This window comes from Streptomyces sp. DF42, assembly GCF_058267695.1.
Genome location: NZ_CM177859.1, coordinates 1,634,958 through 1,654,259 on the forward strand (window position 1 = coordinate 1,634,958; position 19,302 = coordinate 1,654,259).

The window sequence follows — 19,302 nt, forward strand, 5'->3', positions numbered from 1 at the left end:
GCGGGGAAGCGAGGGCACGGGGTGAGCGCCGACACCGTGCGGACGGAAGTCATCGAGCGGCAACGCGAGCAACGCGGCTGGTACTTCTACGACTGGGCCTGCTCCGTCTACTCGACGAGCGTGCTCACCGTGTTCCTGGGTCCCTATCTGACGTCGGTGGCCAAGTCGGCGGCGGACGCGGACGGGTTCGTGCACCCCCTGGGGATCCCGGTGCGGGCCGGTTCGTTCTTCGCGTACTGCGTCTCCGCGTCCGTGATCGTGTCGATCTTCGTCATGCCGCTGGTGGGTGCGGCAGCGGACCGCACCGGGCGGAAGAAGCCGATGCTCGCCGCCTGCGCCTATGTCGGGGCGGCGGCCACGACCGGCCTGTTCTTCCTGTCCGGGGACCGCTACCTGCTGGGCGGCCTTCTGCTGATCGTCGCCAACTCGGCCGTGGCGGTCTCGATGGTCGTCTACAACTCCTACCTCCCCCAGATCGCACCGCCCGAGGACCGCGACCGGGTCTCGTCCCGGGGCTGGGCCTTCGGCTACGCGGCCGGCTCGTCGATGCTGATCGTGAACCTCGTCCTGTTCACGGCGCATGACTCCTTCGGGGTCTCCGAGTCGACGGCCGTCCGCATCTGCCTGGCCTCCGCGGGACTGTGGTGGGGCGCCTTCACCCTCGTACCGCTGAAGCGGCTGCGCGACCGCCGTAGGACGTCCACGGCGCCCACGGTCCACGGATGGCGGCAGCTGGCAGCCACCCTCCGGGACATGCGGGGCAAGCCGCTCACGCTGGCCTTCCTCCTGGCCTACCTCATCTACAACGACGGCATCCAGACGGTGATCTCGCAGGCGTCGGTGTACGGCTCGGAGGAGCTGGGCCTGAGCCAGTCCACGCTCATCACGGCCGTCCTGATGGTCCAGGTGCTGGCGGTGGCGGGCGCACTGGGGATGGGGCGGCTCGCCCGGACGTACGGAGCCAAGCGGACGATCCTCGGCTCACTGGTGGCCTGGACGCTGACTCTGGCCGCGGGATACTTCCTGCCGGCCGGGGCACCGGTGTGGTTCTTCGTCCTGACTTCCGGCATCGGTCTCGTCCTGGGCGGCAGCCAGGCCCTGTCCCGATCGCTCTTCTCCCATCTCGTCCCACCCGGCCAAGAGGCCGAGTACTTCTCGGCGTACGAGATGAGCGACCGGGGTATGAGCTGGCTCGGCCCGCTTCTGTTCGGGATCACCTACCAGCTGACGGGAAGTTATCGCGACGCGATCATCTCGCTCGTGGCCTTCTTCGTCATCGGATTCGCCCTGCTCGCAAGGGTTCCGGTACGGCAGGCGATCTTGGAGGCGGGCAATCCGATTCCTGAGAGGATTTAGCATCCGCGGCGAAAGGGCTGTAGTGTACGCGTTTGGCCTGCCAGGCGTACCGTTACTGCGCGTCAAAGATGACGAAACGCTGGGTGACATCTGCTAGCAGATGTGACAAACCGGGCGACGGTGGGTACAACAAGGGGCGGCTACGACGGCGACGCATGACCCGGAACGGGACACGGAACGGGAATCTTTACCGCCGACCGGACGTTGACCGGATGACGACGACAGCGACACCTGTCCTGTGGGCGACAAGCCCGGGAGGCACGATTCATGAGTGAGCGAGCTCTTCGCGGCACGCGCCTCGTGGTGACCAGCTACGAGACGGACCGCGGTATCGACCTGGCCCCGCGCCAGGCCGTGGAGTACGCATGCGAGAAGGGCCATCGCTTCGAGATGCCCTTCTCGGTCGAGGCGGAGATCCCGCCGGAGTGGGAGTGCAAGGTCTGCGGGGCCCAGGCACTCCTCGTTGACGGCGACGGCCCTGAGGAAAAGAAGGCCAAGCCCGCGCGTACACATTGGGACATGCTGATGGAACGGCGCACCCGCGAGGAACTCGAAGAGGTCCTCGAGGAGCGCCTGGCCGTTCTCCGTTCGGGCGCGATGAACATCGCGGTCCACCCGCGGGACAGCCGCAAGTCGGCTTAGTTCCCGCCGGGGTCGAACGGACATACAACGCACACAAGCAAGTGGCTGCGGGCGCCTACGTGAATTCGCGTAGGCGCCCGCAGCCGTGCGTCCATGCGTCGTGGGCCCGGTGCGTCCGAGCCCGGTACGTCGTGTGTCCAGCACGTCGTGCGTCCGGTGCTCGATCGTGCTCCACAGCCGACCGCTCTACGGTGTGCTCACCGGGCCAGCGGCGGCCGCGGCTCCTGCGGGGTGTCGTCACCCGGCTCGTGCTGGATGACCTCGCCCTGGACGACCTTGCCGTCGGGGCGGTGGATACGGGCCTGCTGGAAGGCGTCTCCGACGCTGCCCGCACCGGCCTCACGCAGCTTGCGGTCCAGGGTGCGCTCGGTGAGGCGACTCAGAGCCTTCTGGACCGGCGGGATCAGCAGGAGCAGCCCCACCGCGTCCGAGATCAGTCCCGGGATCATCAGGAGCAGGCCGCCGAGCATCAGCAGGCCGTTTCCGCCGCTCTGCTGCGGGGTGCCGCCGCGCTGCAGAGCCTCGTTGAGGTTCTGGAAGGCGCGTCGGCCCGCCTTCTTGATCACCGCCGCGCCGAGCACGAAGCCCGCGAGCAGCAGCAGGAACACGATGAACCCGCTCGACGCACCCGCGACCACGGTCAGCAGCCAGATCTCCAGCACCACCCAGGCCGCGACGCCGAGCGGCAGGAACGTCCGCAGCCGGGAGCGGCGGGGCCGGGCGGGGTAGGTGGGGGTCGGAGCACCAGTCGTCATGCGTCCAGTGTGCCTGGGCCCGGCTCAGCGCGGGATAAGTGAATGATCAACGGCGCCTGTGAAACCGTACGCAAGGCCTGTGCGGGCGGACGAGACGGCCGTCAGGGCTTCTTGCCGCGGCCCGTGACCTTGCCGAGCCGCTCCCTCACACCCCACGCCGTGACCCGCCACAGGGCCTCCACGAGGATGTCGCGGCTCATCTTGGAGTCGCCGAGTTCGCGCTCGACGAAGGTGATGGGCACCTCGACGACGTGATAGCCGGCCTTGACCGCGCGGCGGGCGAGGTCGACCTGGAAGCAGTAGCCCTGGGAGGCGACCTCGTCCAGGCCGAGCCCTTCGAGGGTCTCGGCCCGGAAGGCGCGGTAGCCGCCGGTGATGTCCTTCAGGGGCAGGTCGAGGGCGAGACGGGAGTAGAGGCTGCCGCCGCGGGAGATGACCTCGCGGCTCCTGGGCCAGTTCACGACCCGCCCGCCGGGTACCCAGCGGGAGCCCAGGACCAGGTCGGCGCCCTTGAGCGCGGTGAGCAGCCGGGGCAGTTCCTCGGGCTGGTGGGAGCCGTCCGCGTCCATCTCGACGAGCACGCCGTAGCCCTTTTCCAGGCCCCAGCGGAAGCCCGCGAGGTAGGCGGCGCCGAGGCCCTCCTTGCCCTTGCGGTGCAGGACCTGGACGTGGTCGTCCTCGACGGCGAGTTCGTCGGCGAGCTTGCCGGTCCCGTCGGGGCTGTTGTCGTCGGCCACGAGGACGTGCGCCTCGGGGACGGCCTTGCGTACCCGGCCGACGATGGACTTGATGTTCTCCGCCTCGTTGTAGGTCGGAATGATCACCAAGGCCGTGCCGAGCGGGCCGAACTGCCTCCCCTGGGCCTTTGCCGAGAGGGTCCCGTCGCCGTCGTTCACTACTGCCCCTTCATGTCCGTCCGCAGACGTCCACCATAGTGGCCACGGCCTGCAATGACGCGACAGCACGTTCGTATCGTGGTGTCGATTCCACAAGAGCGGGGTAAGAGCGCGTTTTCGGGCGCTTTGGCGAACTACGGATGGGGGCCCGGCACCCTTCGGGCCGACCTGGGATCCGCTGGCTGCGGATCGACCGAAAGCCGTTGTCTACTGAGCGCCCGGGCCCCACCCGGGTCACACCTCCCCGGCCGGCCGGAACGTTCCCTCGTCGTGGCGCGGGCGCTGAGCCTGGCTCCCAGTGGCGGTGCCCCGGTGCGGCACACCGTCCTGACGCAGCGGCGCCGCGACGAGTGCGCGGAAGTTCCCCGGTCGGGCGTCCGGTGGTGGACTCGGCCGAACCTACCGGCCCCCTGCCATCGGCTGTCAACAGCCGTTTGAGCTGCGACTATTTCGACAATGCCCTGGTCAGGGCGGAGGATACGCAGGTCGCGCGACGCAGTGGCGGGCGGCGATCGGCGCCGCGCCACCCCGGGAGATCACTCGCCCGGCCCTACGTACACCGTCCGCCCGCCCACCACGGTGCGCAGGCATACGGGGAGGTCGCGGCCCGGGGTGAGGTCGGGCAGGCCGGGGGTGCCGGAGCGGGGGTCGGTGGACCAGCGGGCGACCCGGTCGTCCGGAGCCTGGACCACGAGTTCGTCGGTGCGCCACACCGCGTAGTCGGCGGGTGCGCCCGGCACGAGGACACCCGCGTCGTCGCGGCCGATCGCCCGCCAGCCCCCGCGCGTATGGGCCGTGAACGCGGCACGCACGGAGACACGGTGCTCGGGCGTGCGGTGAAAGGCTGCGGCGCGGACCGTGCCCCACGGGTCGAGGGGCGTGACCGGACTGTCGGAACCGAAGGCGAGCGGGACGCCGGCCCTGAGCAGGGCCGCGAAGGGGTTCAGGGTGCGGGCCCGGTCGGCGCCCAGGCGCTGGGCGTACATCCCGTCCTCGCCGCCCCACAGCGCGTCGAAGGCGGGCTGGACGGAGGCCGTCAGGCCCAGCTCCGCGAAGGCCGCGATCGTCTCCGGGGTGAGCATCTCGGCGTGTTCGACACGGTGGCGGGCGGCGCGGACACGGGCCGGGCCGACCTTCTCGGCGGCGGCGCGCACGCCCTCGACCACCGCGGTCACGGCGGCGTCGCCGATCGCGTGGAAGCCCGCCTGGAGGCCCGCCTCGGTGCAGGCCGTGACGTGCGCGGCGACGGCGTCGGCATCGAGGTAGGCGGTGCCGGAGTGACCGGCGTCGCTGTACGGCGTGTGCAGGCACGCGGTGTGCGAGCCGAGCGCGCCGTCGACGAAGAGGTCCCCGGCGGCGCCGGCCGCGCCCAGTTCGCGCACCTTGTCCACGTCCTGCTCGGCCCAGTACCCGATGACCCGAGGGCCCGGCCCCGCCGCGGCCAGGCGCAGGAGATCCGTGAAGTCGCCCTCCGAGGAGATGTCCGGCCCGGCGCACTCGTGGACCGAGCCGACGCCGAGGGAGGCGGCGTGTGCGAGGGCGGTGCGCTGGGCCTCGGCCCGCTGGGCCGGCGTCACTGCTGCGAACGCGGCGGCGCGTACGGCGTGATGGGCACCGGTGGTCAGCGGGGCATCCGGTGCGCCGGGTCCCGTGCCGATTGCGGGGGCCATGTCGAGCAGGGCCGTGGTGACGACGGCCGAGTGGACGTCGATGCGGGAGAGGTAGAGCGGGCGGCCTCCGGCGGCCTCGTCCAGTTCCGCGCGCGTCGGGGGGTGGCCGCCGGGCCAGCGGGCGGCGTCCCAGCCGTGCCCGAGCAGCACCTTGTCCTGCGGGCGGGCCGTGGCGAAGTCCCGGACCAGGGCGAGGGCCGCCTCCAGGGAGGGCGCGTCGGACAGGTCGAGTCCGGTGAGCGCGAGGCCGGTGGAGGTGGCGTGTACATGGGCGTCGGTGAACGCGGGGGTGACGAGGGCGCCGTCCAGGTCGACCACCTCGTCGACGCCGTCCGCGAAGGCGTCGGCGGCGCCCTCGGAGCCGACCCAGGCGACCTGGCCGCGCTCCACGACCATCGCGGTCGCGAAGGGGTCGGCGGGGCTGTGGACCTCTCCGCGGCGGAGCAGGACGGTCTTCGGGCCGGGGGTGCGCTCACTCATGGGGAACAGTCTCGCGCCTCACCGCGGCCGCCCTGCACGCAGGTGTGTCAGATCCGTGGCGGCCGGGCCTCGTACGGTGTCGACAGGACCACCGTCGTCCGGGTGGAGACGCCGGCCAGGCTGCGCAGCCTCGCCAGCAGCTCCTCCAGTTCGTGCGGGGTCGCCACCCGCACCTTGAGGATGTAGTTCTCGTCGCCCGCGACGCTGTGGCAGGCCTCGATCTCCGGTACCCCGGCCAGGCGCTCCGCGATGTCGTCGGGCGCGCTGGGGTCGAACGGTTTGACCGAGATGAACGCGGTCATGGGCAGACCGACGGCCTCGGGGTCGACCACCGCGGCATAGCCGCGGATGACGCCACGCTGTTCCAGCCGGCGCACCCGCTGGTGCACGGCCGACGTGGACAGGCCCGTGGCCTTGCCCAGGTCTGTGTAGCTCATCCGCCCGTCCTTGACGAGCAGCTGCACGATTTGACGGTCCAGCTCCTCCATGGCGCAAGAACCTACAGTGCTCCTGATCTCCTCGGATACCTGAGCAGCCCAGGTCATGCCCGGTTTGTGATGTGGCCGGGAGCGGCCCGTGCGCCGTCCGGGGGACAAAACGTCCACCATCGGCATCTGCGGGCGGCATGTGACGAACACCACACCAGCCGAGACGCCTCCGTGATGGTCTCGTGATTACCGCCGTGATCGGGCGGGAAGTGCTTGCTGTGGTCGAGGCCGCAGTGCCTTACGGCCCAGCCCGAGGGGGAGTTAATCCATGCAGAGTCTTAAGCGCCCTGGTCGTACCGCGCCCAAGCGGCTCCAGGCAGTTGTCGAGCCCGAGCCGGAGGGCGTCGAACCCGACGCCTTCGAGGACGAATTCGACGCGTACGACACCTTCGAGATGTACCGGGTGATCTGCCCGGACTGCGTGCAGCCCATCGCCCTGCTCGCGGACGAGGAGGTCCTCCCGGAGCATGGGCTGTGTGCCTCGCCGTGGAACCCGTTCGGCCTCACGGTCTGCGACGGTACCGGCCGCAGGGCAGCCGAGGCCCGGTCCGCGGACGAGTCGGCGGGGCCCCAGGAGCAGGACGCCGCGCTGCTGTTGACGCTCCCTCAGGGGCTCGACTGGCGGACGCAGCCGTTCTCGCACGTCGGCGGCCCGGCCTCGCGCCCGATCAGGGTCCCCGTCATACGGCGCCAGGCCGCCTGAGCAGCCTTCACTCGGTTCGCTTCAAGGCATCGCCCGATCCCAGTACCTGCCCTGCACCATGGCCCGCAGGCTGCCGTGGTGCAGGATCAGTGTGTCCGGATCCGGCGGGACGGCGGCCTCGCCGAAGTGCACCTGCCGGTAGGCGATACGCAGCATGACGATCGCGTGCCGCAGGGCGGCGTACAGGGTGTGGAAGTCCATGTCGCGCGGTGTGTGGCCGGTGAGTTCGGCATAGCGTGGCCTCGACCCGGTCCCGGCGCAGGAAGGCCGGGAGGCCGGGCTGTCCGAAGGCGACCGTCAGGTCGTGGAAGAAGCGGTGCAGATACACGGTCCAGCCGAGGTCGACCTCGCGCGGGACCTGGGCCGCCATCTCCCGGTCGAGGACGGCCGCGGGTTCGAAGCCGTCGTGGACGACGTCCCCGATGCGCGCGTCGCCCCAGGCGAGGACCGGTGCGCCCGGGTCGTTCGGCCGGAGCTCCTCCAGCCGGTCGAAGGCGGCCTCCATGAGGGTGAGCGGGCGCGTCCGTCGACGACCCAGTCGCTCGATCCTGAGCGGGCCGACAGCGAGCCTCATGCGGTCGTCGCCGAGGGCGTCGGAGGCTCGTACGGCGTACAGCGTGTCCCCGGTCCGCAGGGTCGCGTACGCGTCGATCACACCGACGTCGGGATAGACGCCGAGGCCAAAGATGAGCAGCGCGCGCCCCTCGTGGTCGAGGACGTGGAAGATGCAACGGTCGTAGGCGTTCCGGTCCCCCGTCGCCAGGTGCTTCATGGACAGGGGGGACCTGGTGCACGGGGTATTCGTCGAGCGGTACGGGGCGGTCGTCGGCCACGCCGAACCTCCCTGGAGACGGCTGGGCTGACGGTACGTCAGACAGCTGGCGGTAGCCGGGGAGGGAGTCGGACGTCCGCGAACTCACGGTCGATTTCACGGGTGGGTGACCTGTCCGCCTGGCTCCGCGTTGCCCTGGTATGACCCCCACCTACACCGCGCTTGGGCGTCAGCGCCTCGCGTTCGTCCCGCCGCCCGCAGCAACGGTTCCGCCTGCGCCGCAGCTCCAGGACCCGCCGATCTACCGCGATCTGCTGCGCATCTGGGCCGACCGGGGCCGCACCCTGCCGGGCCGCCACGACCCGGAGTGGGTCAGGCTGGCAGCCCCGCAGGTCGCACCGGGACAGTTCAGCGTGTTTCAGGACCCGCGAGGTGACGGGCGATGACCATCCGCTGAATCTGGTTGGTGCCCTCGACGATCTGCAGGACCTTGGCCTCGCGCATATGGCGCTCGACCGGGAAGTCCGCGGTGTAGCCGTATCCGCCGAGGACCTGGACGGCGTCAGTGGTCACCTTCATCGCGGTGTCCGTGCAGTGCAGCTTGGCCATGGCCGCCTGCTTGGCGAACGGCCGCCCCGCGTCACGCAGCCGCGCCGCCGCCAGATACAGCGCCCGGCCCGCCTCGATCTGGGTCGCCATGTCGGCGAGCATGAAGCGCAGCCCCTGGAAGTCGGCGATGGGCCGCCCGAACTGCTGCCGCCCGGTGGCGTACGCGACCGCCTCGTCGAGTGCCGCCTGGGCGAGGCCGATCGCGCAGGCCGCGATGCCGAGCCGGCCGGAGTCGAGCGCGGACAGGGCGATCGCGAAGCCCTGCCCCTCCTCGCCGATGCGCCGCTCGTCCGGCACCCGCACACCGTCGAAGTGGACCTGCGCGGTCGGTGAGCCCTTCATGCCCATCTTCTTCTCGGGCACGGCCCCGCTCAGCCCCTCGGCGTCGCCGGGGACCAGGAAGGCGGTGATGCCACGGGGCCCCTCCTCGCCGGTGCGGGCCATGACCGTGTAGAAGTCGGCGATGCCGCCGTGCGTGATCCAGGCCTTGGTGCCGGTGATCACCCACTCCTCACCCTCGCGCACAGCCTTCGTCCGCAGGGACGCGGCGTCGGATCCGGAGGACGGCTCGGACAGGCAGTAGGCGCCCAGCAGGCCGCCGCCGAGCATCGCGGGCAGGTGCTCGACCTGCTGCTGCTTGGATCCGTAGGCGGCGAGCGCGTACGAGGCGAGGGTATGCACGCTGACGCCGAGGCCCACCGTGAGGCGGGCTGCCGCGAGCTCTTCGAGGACCTGGAGGTAGACCTCGTAGGGCTGGTCACCACCGCCGTACTCGCAGTCGTACGGCAGGCCGAGCAGGCCGGCCTCCGAGAGCAGCGTGAAGACCTCGCGCGGGAAGCGTCCTGCGTCCTCCTCCTCGGCCGCCTTCGGCGCGATCTCCCGCTGGGCGATGTCACGGACGAGCGAGATCAGATCCCGGGCCTCGTCTGTGGGCAGTTGACGGTCCACCGGCTGCGCGGCGCGGTCGGGCATGGCGACGCTCTCCTCCCTGTTAGGGCACATCGGCGATGCGCCCTGGGTGGGGGCGGCTCCGCCGGGTCGTACTGAGGCCTGGCCGATGCCCGCTCTCCCGGGTCTCGGAAGCTGCTGACCAGCGGCTGTGCGCTGTGAGTATGCCCGATCGGAGGCATCACGTCACCAGTTAACGACCGCTCACTTCAAGAATATCCCGCCCCGCCGGAAAGCCCCCGCGAATCCTCGCGAAATTGGTACGCACCATTGACCGCACTGGTCTAGTCCTCCTACTGTTCCCGACCAACGCTTTACCGCGTTCATGCCAATCGGCGCGCGTTCCCCTCTCCCCCACGAGGAGACACCCGATGCACATTCCGCACCGCCCCCGCGCCTCGTTCCGGGCGCTCGTCTCCACCGCGTGCTGCGCGGTCCTCGGCGCCGGGCTGCCGGCCGGCGCCGGCACCGCCGCCGCCGAACAGTCCTCCCGGCAAGCCGCCGGGTCCAAGGTCGTCGGCTACTTCACCGAATGGGGCACCTACGACCGCAAGTACTACGTCAAGAACGTCGAGACGTCCGGCTCGGCGGCCAGGCTCACGCACATCAACTACGCCTTCGGCAACGTCACCGGCGGCAAGTGCGCGATGGGCGACGCCTATGCCGCGACCGACCGCGCCTACAGCGCGGCGGAGTCGGTGGACGGGGTCGCCGACAGCTGGGACCAGCCGCTGCGCGGCAACTTCAACCAGCTGCTGAAGCTCAAGAAGAAGCACCCGGGACTCAAGGTCCTGTGGTCCTTCGGCGGTTGGACCTGGTCGGGCGGCTTCGGCGAGGCCGCGAAGAACCCGGCCGCCTTCGCCCAGTCCTGCTACGACCTGGTGAAGAACTCCCAGTGGGCCGGCGTCTTCGACGGCATCGACATCGACTGGGAGTACCCGAACGCCTGCGGCAACACCTGCGACACCAGCGGCAAGGAGGCCTTCAAGAACCTGATGGGGGCGCTGCGTTCGAAGTTCGGCAGCAGCGCCCAGGTCACCGCGGCGATCACCGCGGACGCCACCAGCGGCGGCAGGATCGACGCCGCGGACTACGCGGGTGCGGCGCAGTACGTCGACTGGTACAACCCGATGACGTACGACTACTTCGGCGCCTGGGACTCGACCGGCCCGACGGCCCCGCACTCGCCGCTGAACTCCTACTCCGGCCTACCGAAGGCCGACTTCTACACCTCGGCGACCATCGCCAGGCTCAAGGGCCTCGGCATCCCGGCCTCGAAGCTGTTGCTCGGAATCGGCTTCTACGGCCGCGGGTGGACCGGTGTCACGCAGGCGCACCCGGCGGCACCGCGACCGGTCCGGCCGCGGGGACGTACGAGCAGGGCATCGACGACTACAAGGTGCTCAGGTCCAAGTGCCCGGCGACCGGCACGGTGGGCGGCACCGCGTACGCCAAGTGCGGGAGCAACTGGTGGAGTTACGACACGCCGTCGACCATCGGCACGAAGATGACGTACAAGAACCAGCAGGGTCTGGGCGGCACGTTCTTCTGGGAGCTGAGCGGGGACACCGCGAACGGTGAGCTGATCAAGTCGATCAACTGACCTCGGGAGTACGGTGGTCGGGGCGGGGGCGCGGGAGCCTCCGCCCCTCGCTCATGCACCCCGGCGGGCGGGGACGGGAGTGGGGTAGGCCGGGTCCATCTCCTCGATGGCCCGCATGGTGCCGCCGAGCGTCTTGACCAGGAGCTCGCGCAGCTGGTCGCGGGAGAGCTGGGGGCGGTCGATCCAGTCGAGGGTGGCGCCCTCGACGCTGCACACCCAGGAGAGCAGGCCCATGCGGGCGAGCGGGGCGATGTCCGTGCGGCCGTAGGCCCCTTCGGCGACGGTCGCTACGATCGCCTCGCGCACCCCGTCCCGGATGGCGTGCACCTCGGCGTCGAAGCCGACGCCACCGCTGACGATCGCACGGAAGGCGGCCTGGTTGTGCTCGGCGTAGCGCAGATAGCCGTCCATGGTGCGGTGGACCCGGTCCACCTGCCCCAGTTCCAGACCGCTGGCCGCGTAGGTGATCAGGTCGGCGACGGAGTCGTGGATGATCGCCAGGTAGTAGCCGCGCTTGGACTGGAAGTAGTAGTAGATCAGCCCCTTGGCGACCCGTGCCTGCCGTGCGATGTCATCCATCGAGAGCGCGTCGTACGAGGTGTCGGCAAACAACTTCCGCCCGATGGTGATGAGTTCGGCGCGGCGCGCCAGCGAGCGCTCGGTGCCGCGCGCCCGGGGGCGGTTGGTGTCGCTCTGTTGGCTGATCTTCAATTTCGACCCTGGTCTCCAGCGGGCGGCGGGACATCCGCAGTATGTCAGAACAACCATGCCCACTCGTTCGACTCTGATCGACTGCGGTGGGTGCAGCGGGAGCCGGGCCGGTACGGGTCAGCTCACAGCAGGCCGAGCTGGACGACGAGCATCGCGACGAGCACGACGAGGGTCCAGCCCATGACGTGCTCGAGGATCTTCGGGCCCTCGCCCTTGGGGCCGCCGGTGCGGGTGCGGGCGGCGGTCGCTGAGTGTGCGGTCATGGCATCTCGCTGAGGTCGGACGTGCGGTGGACTCCCCTACGGCTTTGTCCACCTTGCCACCTGGAACGGCTTTTGCCGCAGAGACGTTGCTCACAGGCGAAAGGCCCCGGTTTCCCGGGGCCTTTCGTACGCTTCGGGACGGGTCAGCGCACGCCGACCGCCGCCAGCGCCCTGCGCTGGTGCGCCGTGGGACGCGCCGGGAAGTACAGGTAGCAGACGCCTCCGGTGCCGGAGACGACCTTGCCGGTGGCGTTGTAGCGCTTGGTGCGCAGCCAGATGTTCTCCCACTCGCGCCGCTTGTAGACGCGCCGCACGGCGGAGTCGTCCTGCGAGGCCGGGTCGTTGGCGATCACATCGCCCTCGGCGGTGAACCCTATGACGGTCATCAGATGCCCCGAAGTCCCGTAACCCGCCCCCGTCAGCTCCTCCTTGAGGAACGACTGGGACGTTATGGCCGGGATACCGGCCGCGATCAGCATCTCCAGATCGGTGAGCGAGCCGAGCCGGGTGACCACGCCCTGCAGACCCTTGTACGTGGCCGCGTAGGCGGCGTTGAACGGCCAGTTGCCGCAGCCCTCGTACTGGTAGTCGAAGGTGAAGCGGGCGGCCTGGCACACCTGCGGGTCGGCGAACGCCGGGTCCACCCAGGCCAGTTGGTCGGGACTGAGCCGGCCGCCCCAGTACTCGATGATCATCTGCGAGGAGGTGGGGCTGCACCAGGCCTCGCCGCCGTTGTCGTACTCGGGGTACTGGCCCTTGTGGATCTCCTGCGAGTAGCGCGGGACGGCCAGCTCCTTGGCGAGACCGGGCGTGGAGGCCGGGACCGTGAAGCGGTCCGGGACGTCCGAACCCATCGCGCCCACGCGCCACACGGTGGGGGTGAGCTTGGTGCCGGGCTTGCGGTGGAGGGTGAGGCGCAGACGGTACGAGACCAGGCGCAGGCCGGTCGTCGCGTCGTCGATGGCGAAGGTGTCGGTCCAGATGGTGCTCTTGCCGTCGGTCTGTCCGTCGACCGAGGTCCGCTTGATGTCCTGGTCGCCGGCCGCCCAGCGGCCCATCACGTACCAGGGGGTCTCCGTGCCGTCGGAGTAGGTGCCGTGCAGCTCGATCTGGAGCCAGGTGCCGGCCGGGGTGTGCGCGTTCCACGAGGCGATGACCTCGGTGGCGGGGACGCGGAGCCGGTGGACGGGGGACGTCCAGGTCGCGTACTCCCAGGCAGCCGTCGTGCCGGTGTGCGGGTCGGTGTAGTCGGTCGTGCCGGCGGGGGTGGCGATCACCACGCCGGGCCGGGCGCCCACGACGGTGCGGGTGCCCCTCGCGGTGCCGGCGCGCCAGTCGGGGGCCCTGGTCCAGGCGTGGTGGTCGACGTGGCCTGCCGGAGGCCTCGCGGCATGGGCCACGCCGGCCGTGACCATCGGGGCCACCACTGCCGCGGCGACCGCGGCGGCCAGGACGTTTCTGCGGGACGGCTGTTCGGCTCTGCCCATGGGCGGAACGACCCCCAAGTGTCCGAGTCGGGACGGATGCAACGGCACTCCTGCGCTGCGGGTGGTGCCGCACGTGCGCCAACTATGGCCGCAGGCGGTACGTCCTGCCAGCACTTCGGCCCATGCCACGCCCACGAATATTGGTCTCCACCAGTGGCATGACCTGCTGCGCCGTCCGGCCCGGCGCAGGGTGGGGTGCGCCGGGCCCGGGACTCAGATCAGGTCCATCGCCGCGACCTCGTCGGGGCGGCCGTAGCTGACCGGCCCCTGGAAGCGGCGGCGGGCGGTGGCGAACCACCAGACCGTGGCGACGGCCAGCACGAGGGCGAGGGCGATCGGTGCGTAGTTGAAGGAGTCGACGGTGATCGGTGAGGCCTGCGGGAGCATGAACAGGACGCTGCTGAGCAGGATCCAGGCCACCGCGACCACGCCGACGGGCCGGCTCCAGCGGCCCAGGTGCCACGGTCCCGGCTGGAACTCCGCGCCCAGGCTCAGCCGGAGCAGGATCGGCACGCCGTAGGCGAGGAAGAGTCCGACGACGTTGACGCTGACGATGGCGGTGAACGCCGTGTGCGACCACCAGCCGGGCAGGACGAGGGCCAGCGAGCAGCCGACCGCCAGCCAGACGGCCTTGACGGGGGTGCGGGTGCGCGGCGAGACCGAGTGCCACAGGCGGGAACCGGGCATGGCACCGTCGCGGGAGAAGGCGAAGATCTGCCGGGTGTTGCTGGTGAGATTGGCGAGACCGCAGAAGAGCATCGCGCCGATCACGATCAGCAGGAGCACCTTGGCGGTGCCCAGGCCGAGTCCGTCGATGAGAATCTGGACGGGCGGAGCGGATGCGCTCGCCACATGGTCGTAGTCGTGAATGCTGTAGACCAGTGCGAGCATCAGGATCAGTCCGGTGATCGCCGACCAGCCGATTGCGCGTGTGATCCCCTTCGGGGCGTTCACCGTGGCCCGCACCGTTTCCTCGGACATGTGGAAGCTGCCGTCGAAGCCGGTGAAGGTCCAGCTGGTGACGAGCAGGCCGAGCATCCCGCCGTAAAGCCCGTTGGTGAAACCGGTGTTGTTCGCGAAATGCGTGACGAAGGACGCCGACTGATGCTGGTCGGGTCCGACGGTCAGGGCGCCCACGATCACCACGAGCCCGACCAGCAGCCACCACACGGAGATCCGGTTGAGGAGCGCGACCAACTGGACGGTGTAGGTGTTGGCGAACCCCTGCAGCACGATCAGCAGCGCCGTGATCAGCACCGTCTGGTGGGCGGTCGGCACATACGAGGACCACTGCAGGGCGATGAAGGCCTGGATGAAGGTGGCCGCCGCGTAGCCGGTGGCGGCCGTGCCGCCGATCTGGCCCACGAAGTTCAGCCAGCCCGTGTACCAGGACCAGGCTCCCTTGTGTCGTTTGGCGAGTTTGGCGGCGGAGAAATAGAGCGCGCCGCTCGTGGGATAGGCGGAGGCGACTTCCGCCATGGCGAGACCGACGAAGAGCACCATGACGGAAACGCCTATCCAGCCGAACACCAGAATGCGGGGGCCGCCGGCATTCATGCCGAATCCGAAGCCGGAGAAAATACCCGAGATGATGTTGATGATGGTGAAGGAGATGGCGAAATTGTCGAAGGCTTTGAAGCGCCGCGTGAGTTTTCTCGGGTAACCCATCGCGTGCAGGGTGGCGTCGTCGTCGAGCGTCTTCGGTTCTGCTGTTCGTTCTGACATCTGCCGGGCCTTTCTCTCTATGGGGGGACAGGGAGACCGCAGGCGCGACGGGCCCGGGACAGCTGGTCGGCCGGCTCCCCGAAGGCCGACCAGGGCATGCGCGAGGCGTACGGTCCCATCGCCGCGAAGACCGCCCGCGCCTCGAACTCGCGCTTACCCATGACCAGGGCGTGTGCGAGATAGGCCAGGTCGAGCACCGGCGTGAAGCGGTAGCCCGCCACCGTGGGCAGCCAGTTCTGGTAGATCGCGAGGGCGGTGGAGCGCCACTGCGGCTGCTCCCAGACGCGGTCGGCGAGCAGTTGGGTCGGGTTGTAGCTCTCGACGAGGGAGACGAGCGGCAGCAGTCGCAGCGGGGAGTCGGCGGGGGCACGCTGGCCGAGGAAGGCGGCGACGTCCCAGGCGGCGTTCACGGAGCCGCCGTAGCGGGTGAAGAAACAGGCCAGGAAGCGGTGATGGGCCTCGCGGTGCCACGGGTCGAGGGACAGCACGTGCGCGAACAGCCGCCATGGCCCGGGCGGCGCGGTGAGCAGCCCCCGTGGGGCAGGGTCGCTGAGCCGGTGCAGCCTGGCCATGGCCAGCCGTGCCGCCCAGGGCGTGGGATCGGCCGGGTTCGCGGCGGCCGCCCGGTCGCAGGCCGCGAGCGCGATCCGCTCCAGGGCCTCGGCCCGCCCGTCGCGCGCGTCGGCCGCGCCCAGCGCCCGCAGCACCGCCACCCGCGCCCACAGCAGCGCGGCCTCGGGCGTCGGCTCCTCGGCCAGCCAGTGCTCGGCGAGATCGGAGTCGGCGGCCTCCGAGGCGAGGACCAGGGAGCGGTGGGCGCGCAGCCCGAAGTCGTCGCGGGTTTCGGTGAGAGATTCGCGTGCGCTCCGATAGCGGCCCGCACGGATGTCGACGCATACGCTCGCGAGCAAGCGGTCGTCGGCCGCCGGATGCCAAACATACTGCCCTTCGAATAACCCCGCGGCCATCTGCTCCTGTCTCCCCGTACGACGTCGCACACTTGTGCACCTGGCACCCTACTCAGCGAAGAGCGCTACCGGAACGCTGTTTTCGAGAAGGCGTGTCGAGGTTTCGGCGCGAGAATAACACTGGCTCGCGGCCAGTCAACGACTAGTTCAATGCGGCACTAATTTCCGGGCCTCATGAGCGAAACCCGTACACGGCCCCGAAACACGACCCCCATACGCCCCGATTTCACCCACCGCTAGAATGTTCCCGCCGAATATGCCACCCGCGCCACACAAGGAAACGACCATTCGAAACCTCGCCTCCCGGCTCCGTCGCCTGCCGCCGTCCTGCGGCCCGGTCCGCCTGATCGGCGTCGACGGACACGCCGGCTCCGGAAAGTCCACGTTCGCCGGGCAGTTGGCCCGGGCGCTGGACGGGGCACCCGTGCTGCACCTCGACGACATCGCCAGCCACGACGAGTTGTTCGAGTGGAGCGGGCGGCTGCTGACCGAGGTGATCGAACCGCTGGGCCGCGGCGAGAGTGCCCGCTACTCCGTCTACGACTGGCACACCCGCCGCTTCGGACCGCCCCGCGCGCTGCCGCCCGCACCGGTGATCCTCGTCGAGGGCGTCGGCGCCGGCCGCCGCGCACTGCGCCCGCATCTTGCGGCCCTCCTGTGGATGGAGTTGCCGCACGAGGAGTCCTGGGCGCGCGGACAGCAGCGGGACGGGGAAGAGCAGAGGGAGTTCTGGGCCGGGTGGGTCAGGGCGGAACGACGGCACTTCGCCGAGGATCCCTCGCGACCGTTCGCCGACCTTCTGGTGCGACAGTCGAAGAAGGGGTACGAGGTGCTGCCGGGGCCTGCGACGACGGTTGGGCCGAACCAGAAAATCACGCACGGTGACGGACCAACGGCAGTGTGCTGAACTTGTGAAGACCGCCTCCGGAGAACTTCCCGGAGTGCCTCAACTCGGCTTGACCGACGGGCCGTACAGGACTTACGTTCTGAATGTGCGGTCGTTCGAAGCCGCCCGCAGTCGCGAAGCCCCCGGTTGTTCCCCCGTGATCGGGGGCTTCGTTCTGCCCTCACTCCACTTTTCCGGACGCCGCGCGGCGGGTTTTGCTCACCCACGGTCACCGTCCGAAGTGCGCCCCGTCTGCTCCCACCTCACCAAACGGCCTGTGCGGCACCCTTCGGCGGGTGACACCTGCGCAGGTACGATGCCCTCGGTGCGACCTTCGGACGGCTGCGCGCACCGCAACTCCGGTCCGCGGTACGGCGGTTCGATCTAGGAGGCCGACGGCGACGGTCCGGCGGTCAACCGACGGGGGCACGGTTTGTGGGGGACGTGATGGATTTCGGCATGCAGGGCCCCGAGGCCCCGGCCGACCTCGCCTGGCTGCGAGGTGTGGATGCCTACACGATGGGCGCCTATCCACAGGCGGAGGAGGAGTTCCGGGCCGCGGTCCGGATGGATCCCGGGATGGCCGACGGCTGGCTCGGCCTGCACGCGCTGCGCGTCGACACGACGACCGCGCTGTTACGGATGTTCCGGCACCGGGACCGCTTCGGGGAACAGCGCGCCCGGCACCGCAGGGCCCTCAACTCCTGGTACTGGCTGGGCTGGTGGGTGCAACCCGTGCTGGAGAGCCCGCGCGATCTGCTGCTCGCGCACGCCTCGCACTGGCTGGACGGCCGCCATGTTCCCGAGCTGGACCGGGCGCTCGCGGGCCTGCCGCCCGTGGACACCGACCCGCAGGTCCGCTTTCTGCACGCCTGCCGCTCCTATCTCGTCAAGGACTGGGACCAGCTCGTCCGCCACACCGAACCACTGATCGACGACGCCCTGCTCGGCATCGAGGCGGGCCTGTTCGGCGGCATGGCCCGGGTCCGCCTGGAGATGTACGGACAGGCCGAGCCCCTTCTGTCCACAGCCCTGATGCGCTGCCGCAGCGAGCAGCCGCAACGCAAGGAGCTGCGCTACTGGCTCGCGCGGGCCCACGAGGGCACCGGCCGCTCGGCCGCCGCCCTCCCCCTCTACCGCGCCGTGCACCGCGTCGACCCCGCCTTCATGGACACCTCGGCCCGACTCGCGGCGATCGCCGAGGGCGACGGGTACGACGAGTCCACCGACCTCGCGGCGATCACTCTCTCCGGCGGCCAGGACACGCTGGAGGGCCCCGACACCCTGGACCCGCTGTTCGGCGCCGAGGGCCGGGACCTGAGGTTCTCCGAGTCCGACCTGCCGCCGGTGGGCTCACTGCCGTCGGCGATCGACCCTACGGTGCGCCACAAGACCGTCGGCCCCGCCGGGTCTGCGCTGCCCGCCGGCCCCACCGACCCCGCCCTCCTCGAAGAGGCGCTCGCCGAGCTGGAGCGCATGGTGGGCCTGGAGCCGGTGAAGCGCCAAGTCAAGGCGCTGTCCGCGCAGTTGAACATGGCGCGGCTGCGCACGGGTCAGGGACTGCCGGTGCAGCCGCCCAAGCGGCACTTCGTCTTCTCCGGCCCCTCGGGCACCGGCAAGACCACGGTGGCCCGCATCCTGGGCCGTGTCTTCTACGCCCTCGGACTGCTCGGCGGCGACCACCTCGTGGAGGCCCAGCGGGCCGACCTGGTCGGCGAGTACCTGGGCCAGACAGCCGTGAAGGCCAACGAACTGATCGACTCCGCGATCGGCGGTGTGCTCTTCGTCGACGAGGCCTACTCGCTCTCCAACTCCGGCTACGGCAAGGGCGACGCGTACGGCGACGAGGCCTTGCAGGTGCTGCTGAAGCGGGCCGAGGACAACCGCGACCACCTGGTCGTCATCCTGGCCGGCTACCCGGAGGGCATGGATCGTCTGCTGGCCGCCAATCCCGGCCTCTCCTCCCGCTTCACGACCCGCGTCGACTTCCCGTCGTACCGGCCCCTCGAACTCACCTCGATCGGCGAGGTCCTGGCCGCCGAGAACGGCGACGTGTGGGACGAGGAGGCCCTGGACGAGCTGCGCTCGATCGCCGGACACGTGGTGGACCAGGCGTGGATCGACGAACTCGGCAACGGCCGGTTCTTGCGCACGCTGTACGAGAAGAGCTGCGCTTACCGGGATCTGCGGTTGTCGATGTATCCGGGGTCGCTGTCCCGGGACGACCTGTCGACACTGCGGCTGCCCGACCTGATGCAGGCCTACGGTGAGGTGCTGTCGGGGCGGGGCCCGCAGGATCCGTCCCCGACGTGACGGACCCGCGGGCCCCCGGCCCGTTCG

The 19,302-nt window shown here is 70.1% G+C and carries 16 protein-coding genes and 3 pseudogenes; 7 read left to right on the top strand and 12 right to left on the bottom strand.

Annotated elements, in window-relative coordinates; translation table 11 throughout:
- Positions 1–21 precede the first annotated feature (21 nt).
- Together ACYUED_RS07360 and ACYUED_RS07365 are read left to right on the top strand one after the other, a co-directional pair.
- Positions 22–1,356 carry an MFS transporter gene (locus tag ACYUED_RS07360; RefSeq protein ID WP_491291484.1) on the top strand — a complete coding sequence of 445 codons (1,335 nt, stop codon included), beginning with the start codon at positions 22–24 and terminating at the stop codon, positions 1,354–1,356.
- A 267-nt stretch (positions 1,357–1,623) separates the two neighbouring features.
- Positions 1,624–1,998: an RNA polymerase-binding protein RbpA gene (locus tag ACYUED_RS07365; protein WP_003977404.1), complete on the top strand. Its 375-nt coding sequence runs from the start codon at positions 1,624–1,626 to the stop codon at positions 1,996–1,998.
- A 197-nt stretch (positions 1,999–2,195) separates the two neighbouring features.
- Here ACYUED_RS07365 and fxsA read toward each other — a convergent pair whose 3' ends face one another.
- The 4 genes from fxsA to ACYUED_RS07385 form a co-directional block, all read right to left on the bottom strand.
- Entirely contained in the window at positions 2,196–2,753 is a 558-nt protein-coding gene (gene fxsA / locus ACYUED_RS07370) for an FxsA family membrane protein (protein WP_491291485.1), read from the bottom strand.
- Between the two features lie 101 nt (positions 2,754–2,854).
- On the bottom strand, positions 2,855–3,649 hold the full coding sequence (locus ACYUED_RS07375) for a polyprenol monophosphomannose synthase (RefSeq protein WP_491291486.1): 795 nt from the start codon (positions 3,647–3,649) through the stop codon (positions 2,855–2,857).
- A 536-nt stretch (positions 3,650–4,185) separates the two neighbouring features.
- The gene (locus ACYUED_RS07380) at positions 4,186–5,799 is read right to left on the bottom strand and encodes an amidohydrolase (protein WP_491291487.1); all 1,614 of its coding nucleotides are present in this window, start codon (positions 5,797–5,799) and stop codon (positions 4,186–4,188) included.
- A 47-nt stretch (positions 5,800–5,846) separates the two neighbouring features.
- The gene (locus ACYUED_RS07385; RefSeq protein ID WP_030677853.1) at positions 5,847–6,287 is read right to left on the bottom strand and encodes an Lrp/AsnC family transcriptional regulator; all 441 of its coding nucleotides are present in this window, start codon (positions 6,285–6,287) and stop codon (positions 5,847–5,849) included.
- 268 nt (positions 6,288–6,555) lie between these two features.
- Here ACYUED_RS07385 and ACYUED_RS07390 point away from each other — a divergent pair, with 268 nt between their 5' ends.
- The gene (locus tag ACYUED_RS07390; protein ID WP_491291488.1) at positions 6,556–6,990 is read left to right on the top strand and encodes a hypothetical protein; all 435 of its coding nucleotides are present in this window, start codon (positions 6,556–6,558) and stop codon (positions 6,988–6,990) included.
- 21 nt (positions 6,991–7,011) lie between these two features.
- Here ACYUED_RS07390 and ACYUED_RS07395 read toward each other — a convergent pair.
- Together ACYUED_RS07395 and ACYUED_RS07400 are read right to left on the bottom strand one after the other, a co-directional pair.
- A pseudogene (locus ACYUED_RS07395) lies at positions 7,012–7,527 on the bottom strand (protein kinase family protein); the annotation flags it as partial.
- Between the two features lie 4 nt (positions 7,528–7,531).
- Positions 7,532–7,823: pseudogene (locus ACYUED_RS07400) on the bottom strand (Rv3169 family protein); the annotation flags it as partial.
- A gap of 139 nt (positions 7,824–7,962) precedes the next feature.
- Here ACYUED_RS07400 and ACYUED_RS07405 point away from each other — a divergent pair.
- Entirely contained in the window at positions 7,963–8,208 is a 246-nt protein-coding gene (locus ACYUED_RS07405) for a hypothetical protein (protein ID WP_491291489.1), read from the top strand.
- Here ACYUED_RS07405 and ACYUED_RS07410 read toward each other — a convergent pair.
- On the bottom strand, positions 8,171–9,343 hold the full coding sequence (locus ACYUED_RS07410) for an acyl-CoA dehydrogenase (protein ID WP_491291490.1): 1,173 nt from the start codon (positions 9,341–9,343) through the stop codon (positions 8,171–8,173). The genes ACYUED_RS07405 and ACYUED_RS07410 overlap by 38 nt on opposite strands.
- 347 nt (positions 9,344–9,690) lie before the next feature.
- Between ACYUED_RS07410 and ACYUED_RS07415 the strand changes: the two are divergent.
- Positions 9,691–10,922 (top strand): annotated as a pseudogene (locus ACYUED_RS07415) (glycoside hydrolase family 18 protein).
- A gap of 51 nt (positions 10,923–10,973) precedes the next feature.
- On the opposite strand, the gene ACYUED_RS07420 reads toward ACYUED_RS07415, so the two are convergent.
- The 5 genes from ACYUED_RS07420 to ACYUED_RS07440 form a co-directional block, all read right to left on the bottom strand.
- The gene (locus ACYUED_RS07420; RefSeq protein WP_491291491.1) at positions 10,974–11,633 is read right to left on the bottom strand and encodes a TetR/AcrR family transcriptional regulator; all 660 of its coding nucleotides are present in this window, start codon (positions 11,631–11,633) and stop codon (positions 10,974–10,976) included.
- 122 nt (positions 11,634–11,755) lie between these two features.
- Entirely contained in the window at positions 11,756–11,896 is a 141-nt protein-coding gene (locus ACYUED_RS07425) for an SCO1431 family membrane protein (protein ID WP_491291492.1), read from the bottom strand.
- 143 nt (positions 11,897–12,039) lie between these two features.
- Positions 12,040–13,383: a C39 family peptidase gene (locus ACYUED_RS07430; protein WP_491291493.1), complete on the bottom strand. Its 1,344-nt coding sequence runs from the start codon at positions 13,381–13,383 to the stop codon at positions 12,040–12,042.
- A 213-nt stretch (positions 13,384–13,596) separates the two neighbouring features.
- Positions 13,597–15,108: an amino acid permease gene (locus tag ACYUED_RS07435; RefSeq protein ID WP_491291494.1), complete on the bottom strand. Its 1,512-nt coding sequence runs from the start codon at positions 15,106–15,108 to the stop codon at positions 13,597–13,599.
- Between the two features lie 17 nt (positions 15,109–15,125).
- Positions 15,126–16,076: a hypothetical protein gene (locus tag ACYUED_RS07440; RefSeq protein WP_491291495.1), complete on the bottom strand. Its 951-nt coding sequence runs from the start codon at positions 16,074–16,076 to the stop codon at positions 15,126–15,128.
- A gap of 256 nt (positions 16,077–16,332) precedes the next feature.
- Between ACYUED_RS07440 and ACYUED_RS07445 the strand changes: the two genes are divergently transcribed.
- Both ACYUED_RS07445 and ACYUED_RS07450 read left to right on the top strand, forming a co-directional pair.
- Entirely contained in the window at positions 16,333–16,983 is a 651-nt protein-coding gene (locus ACYUED_RS07445) for a uridine kinase family protein (RefSeq protein WP_491291496.1), read from the top strand.
- Between the two features lie 426 nt (positions 16,984–17,409).
- Positions 17,410–19,275 carry an AAA family ATPase gene (locus ACYUED_RS07450; protein WP_491291497.1) on the top strand — a complete coding sequence of 622 codons (1,866 nt, stop codon included), beginning with the start codon at positions 17,410–17,412 and terminating at the stop codon, positions 19,273–19,275.
- The last annotated feature ends 27 nt before the right edge of the window (positions 19,276–19,302 follow it).

Bases quoted from the DNA above. Each gene is read 5' to 3' on its own strand.
- ACYUED_RS07385 (WP_030677853.1), bottom strand. From the start codon at position 6,287: ATGGAGGAGCTGGACCGTCAAATCGTGCAGCTGCTCGTCAAGGACGGG.
- ACYUED_RS07430 (WP_491291493.1), bottom strand. From the start codon at position 13,383: ATGGGCAGAGCCGAACAGCCGTCCCGCAGAAACGTCCTGGCCGCCGCG.
- ACYUED_RS07445 (WP_491291496.1), top strand. From the start codon at position 16,333: ATGCCACCCGCGCCACACAAGGAAACGACCATTCGAAACCTCGCCTCC.
- ACYUED_RS07380 (WP_491291487.1), bottom strand. From the start codon at position 5,799: ATGAGTGAGCGCACCCCCGGCCCGAAGACCGTCCTGCTCCGCCGCGGA.
- ACYUED_RS07450 (WP_491291497.1), top strand. From the start codon at position 17,410: ATGGATTTCGGCATGCAGGGCCCCGAGGCCCCGGCCGACCTCGCCTGG.
- ACYUED_RS07435 (WP_491291494.1), bottom strand. From the start codon at position 15,108: ATGTCAGAACGAACAGCAGAACCGAAGACGCTCGACGACGACGCCACC.
- ACYUED_RS07365 (WP_003977404.1), top strand. From the start codon at position 1,624: ATGAGTGAGCGAGCTCTTCGCGGCACGCGCCTCGTGGTGACCAGCTAC.
- ACYUED_RS07405 (WP_491291489.1), top strand. From the start codon at position 7,963: ATGACCCCCACCTACACCGCGCTTGGGCGTCAGCGCCTCGCGTTCGTC.
- ACYUED_RS07410 (WP_491291490.1), bottom strand. From the start codon at position 9,343: ATGCCCGACCGCGCCGCGCAGCCGGTGGACCGTCAACTGCCCACAGAC.
- ACYUED_RS07440 (WP_491291495.1), bottom strand. From the start codon at position 16,076: ATGGCCGCGGGGTTATTCGAAGGGCAGTATGTTTGGCATCCGGCGGCC.
- ACYUED_RS07390 (WP_491291488.1), top strand. From the start codon at position 6,556: ATGCAGAGTCTTAAGCGCCCTGGTCGTACCGCGCCCAAGCGGCTCCAG.
- fxsA (WP_491291485.1), bottom strand. From the start codon at position 2,753: ATGACGACTGGTGCTCCGACCCCCACCTACCCCGCCCGGCCCCGCCGC.
- ACYUED_RS07425 (WP_491291492.1), bottom strand. From the start codon at position 11,896: ATGACCGCACACTCAGCGACCGCCGCCCGCACCCGCACCGGCGGCCCC.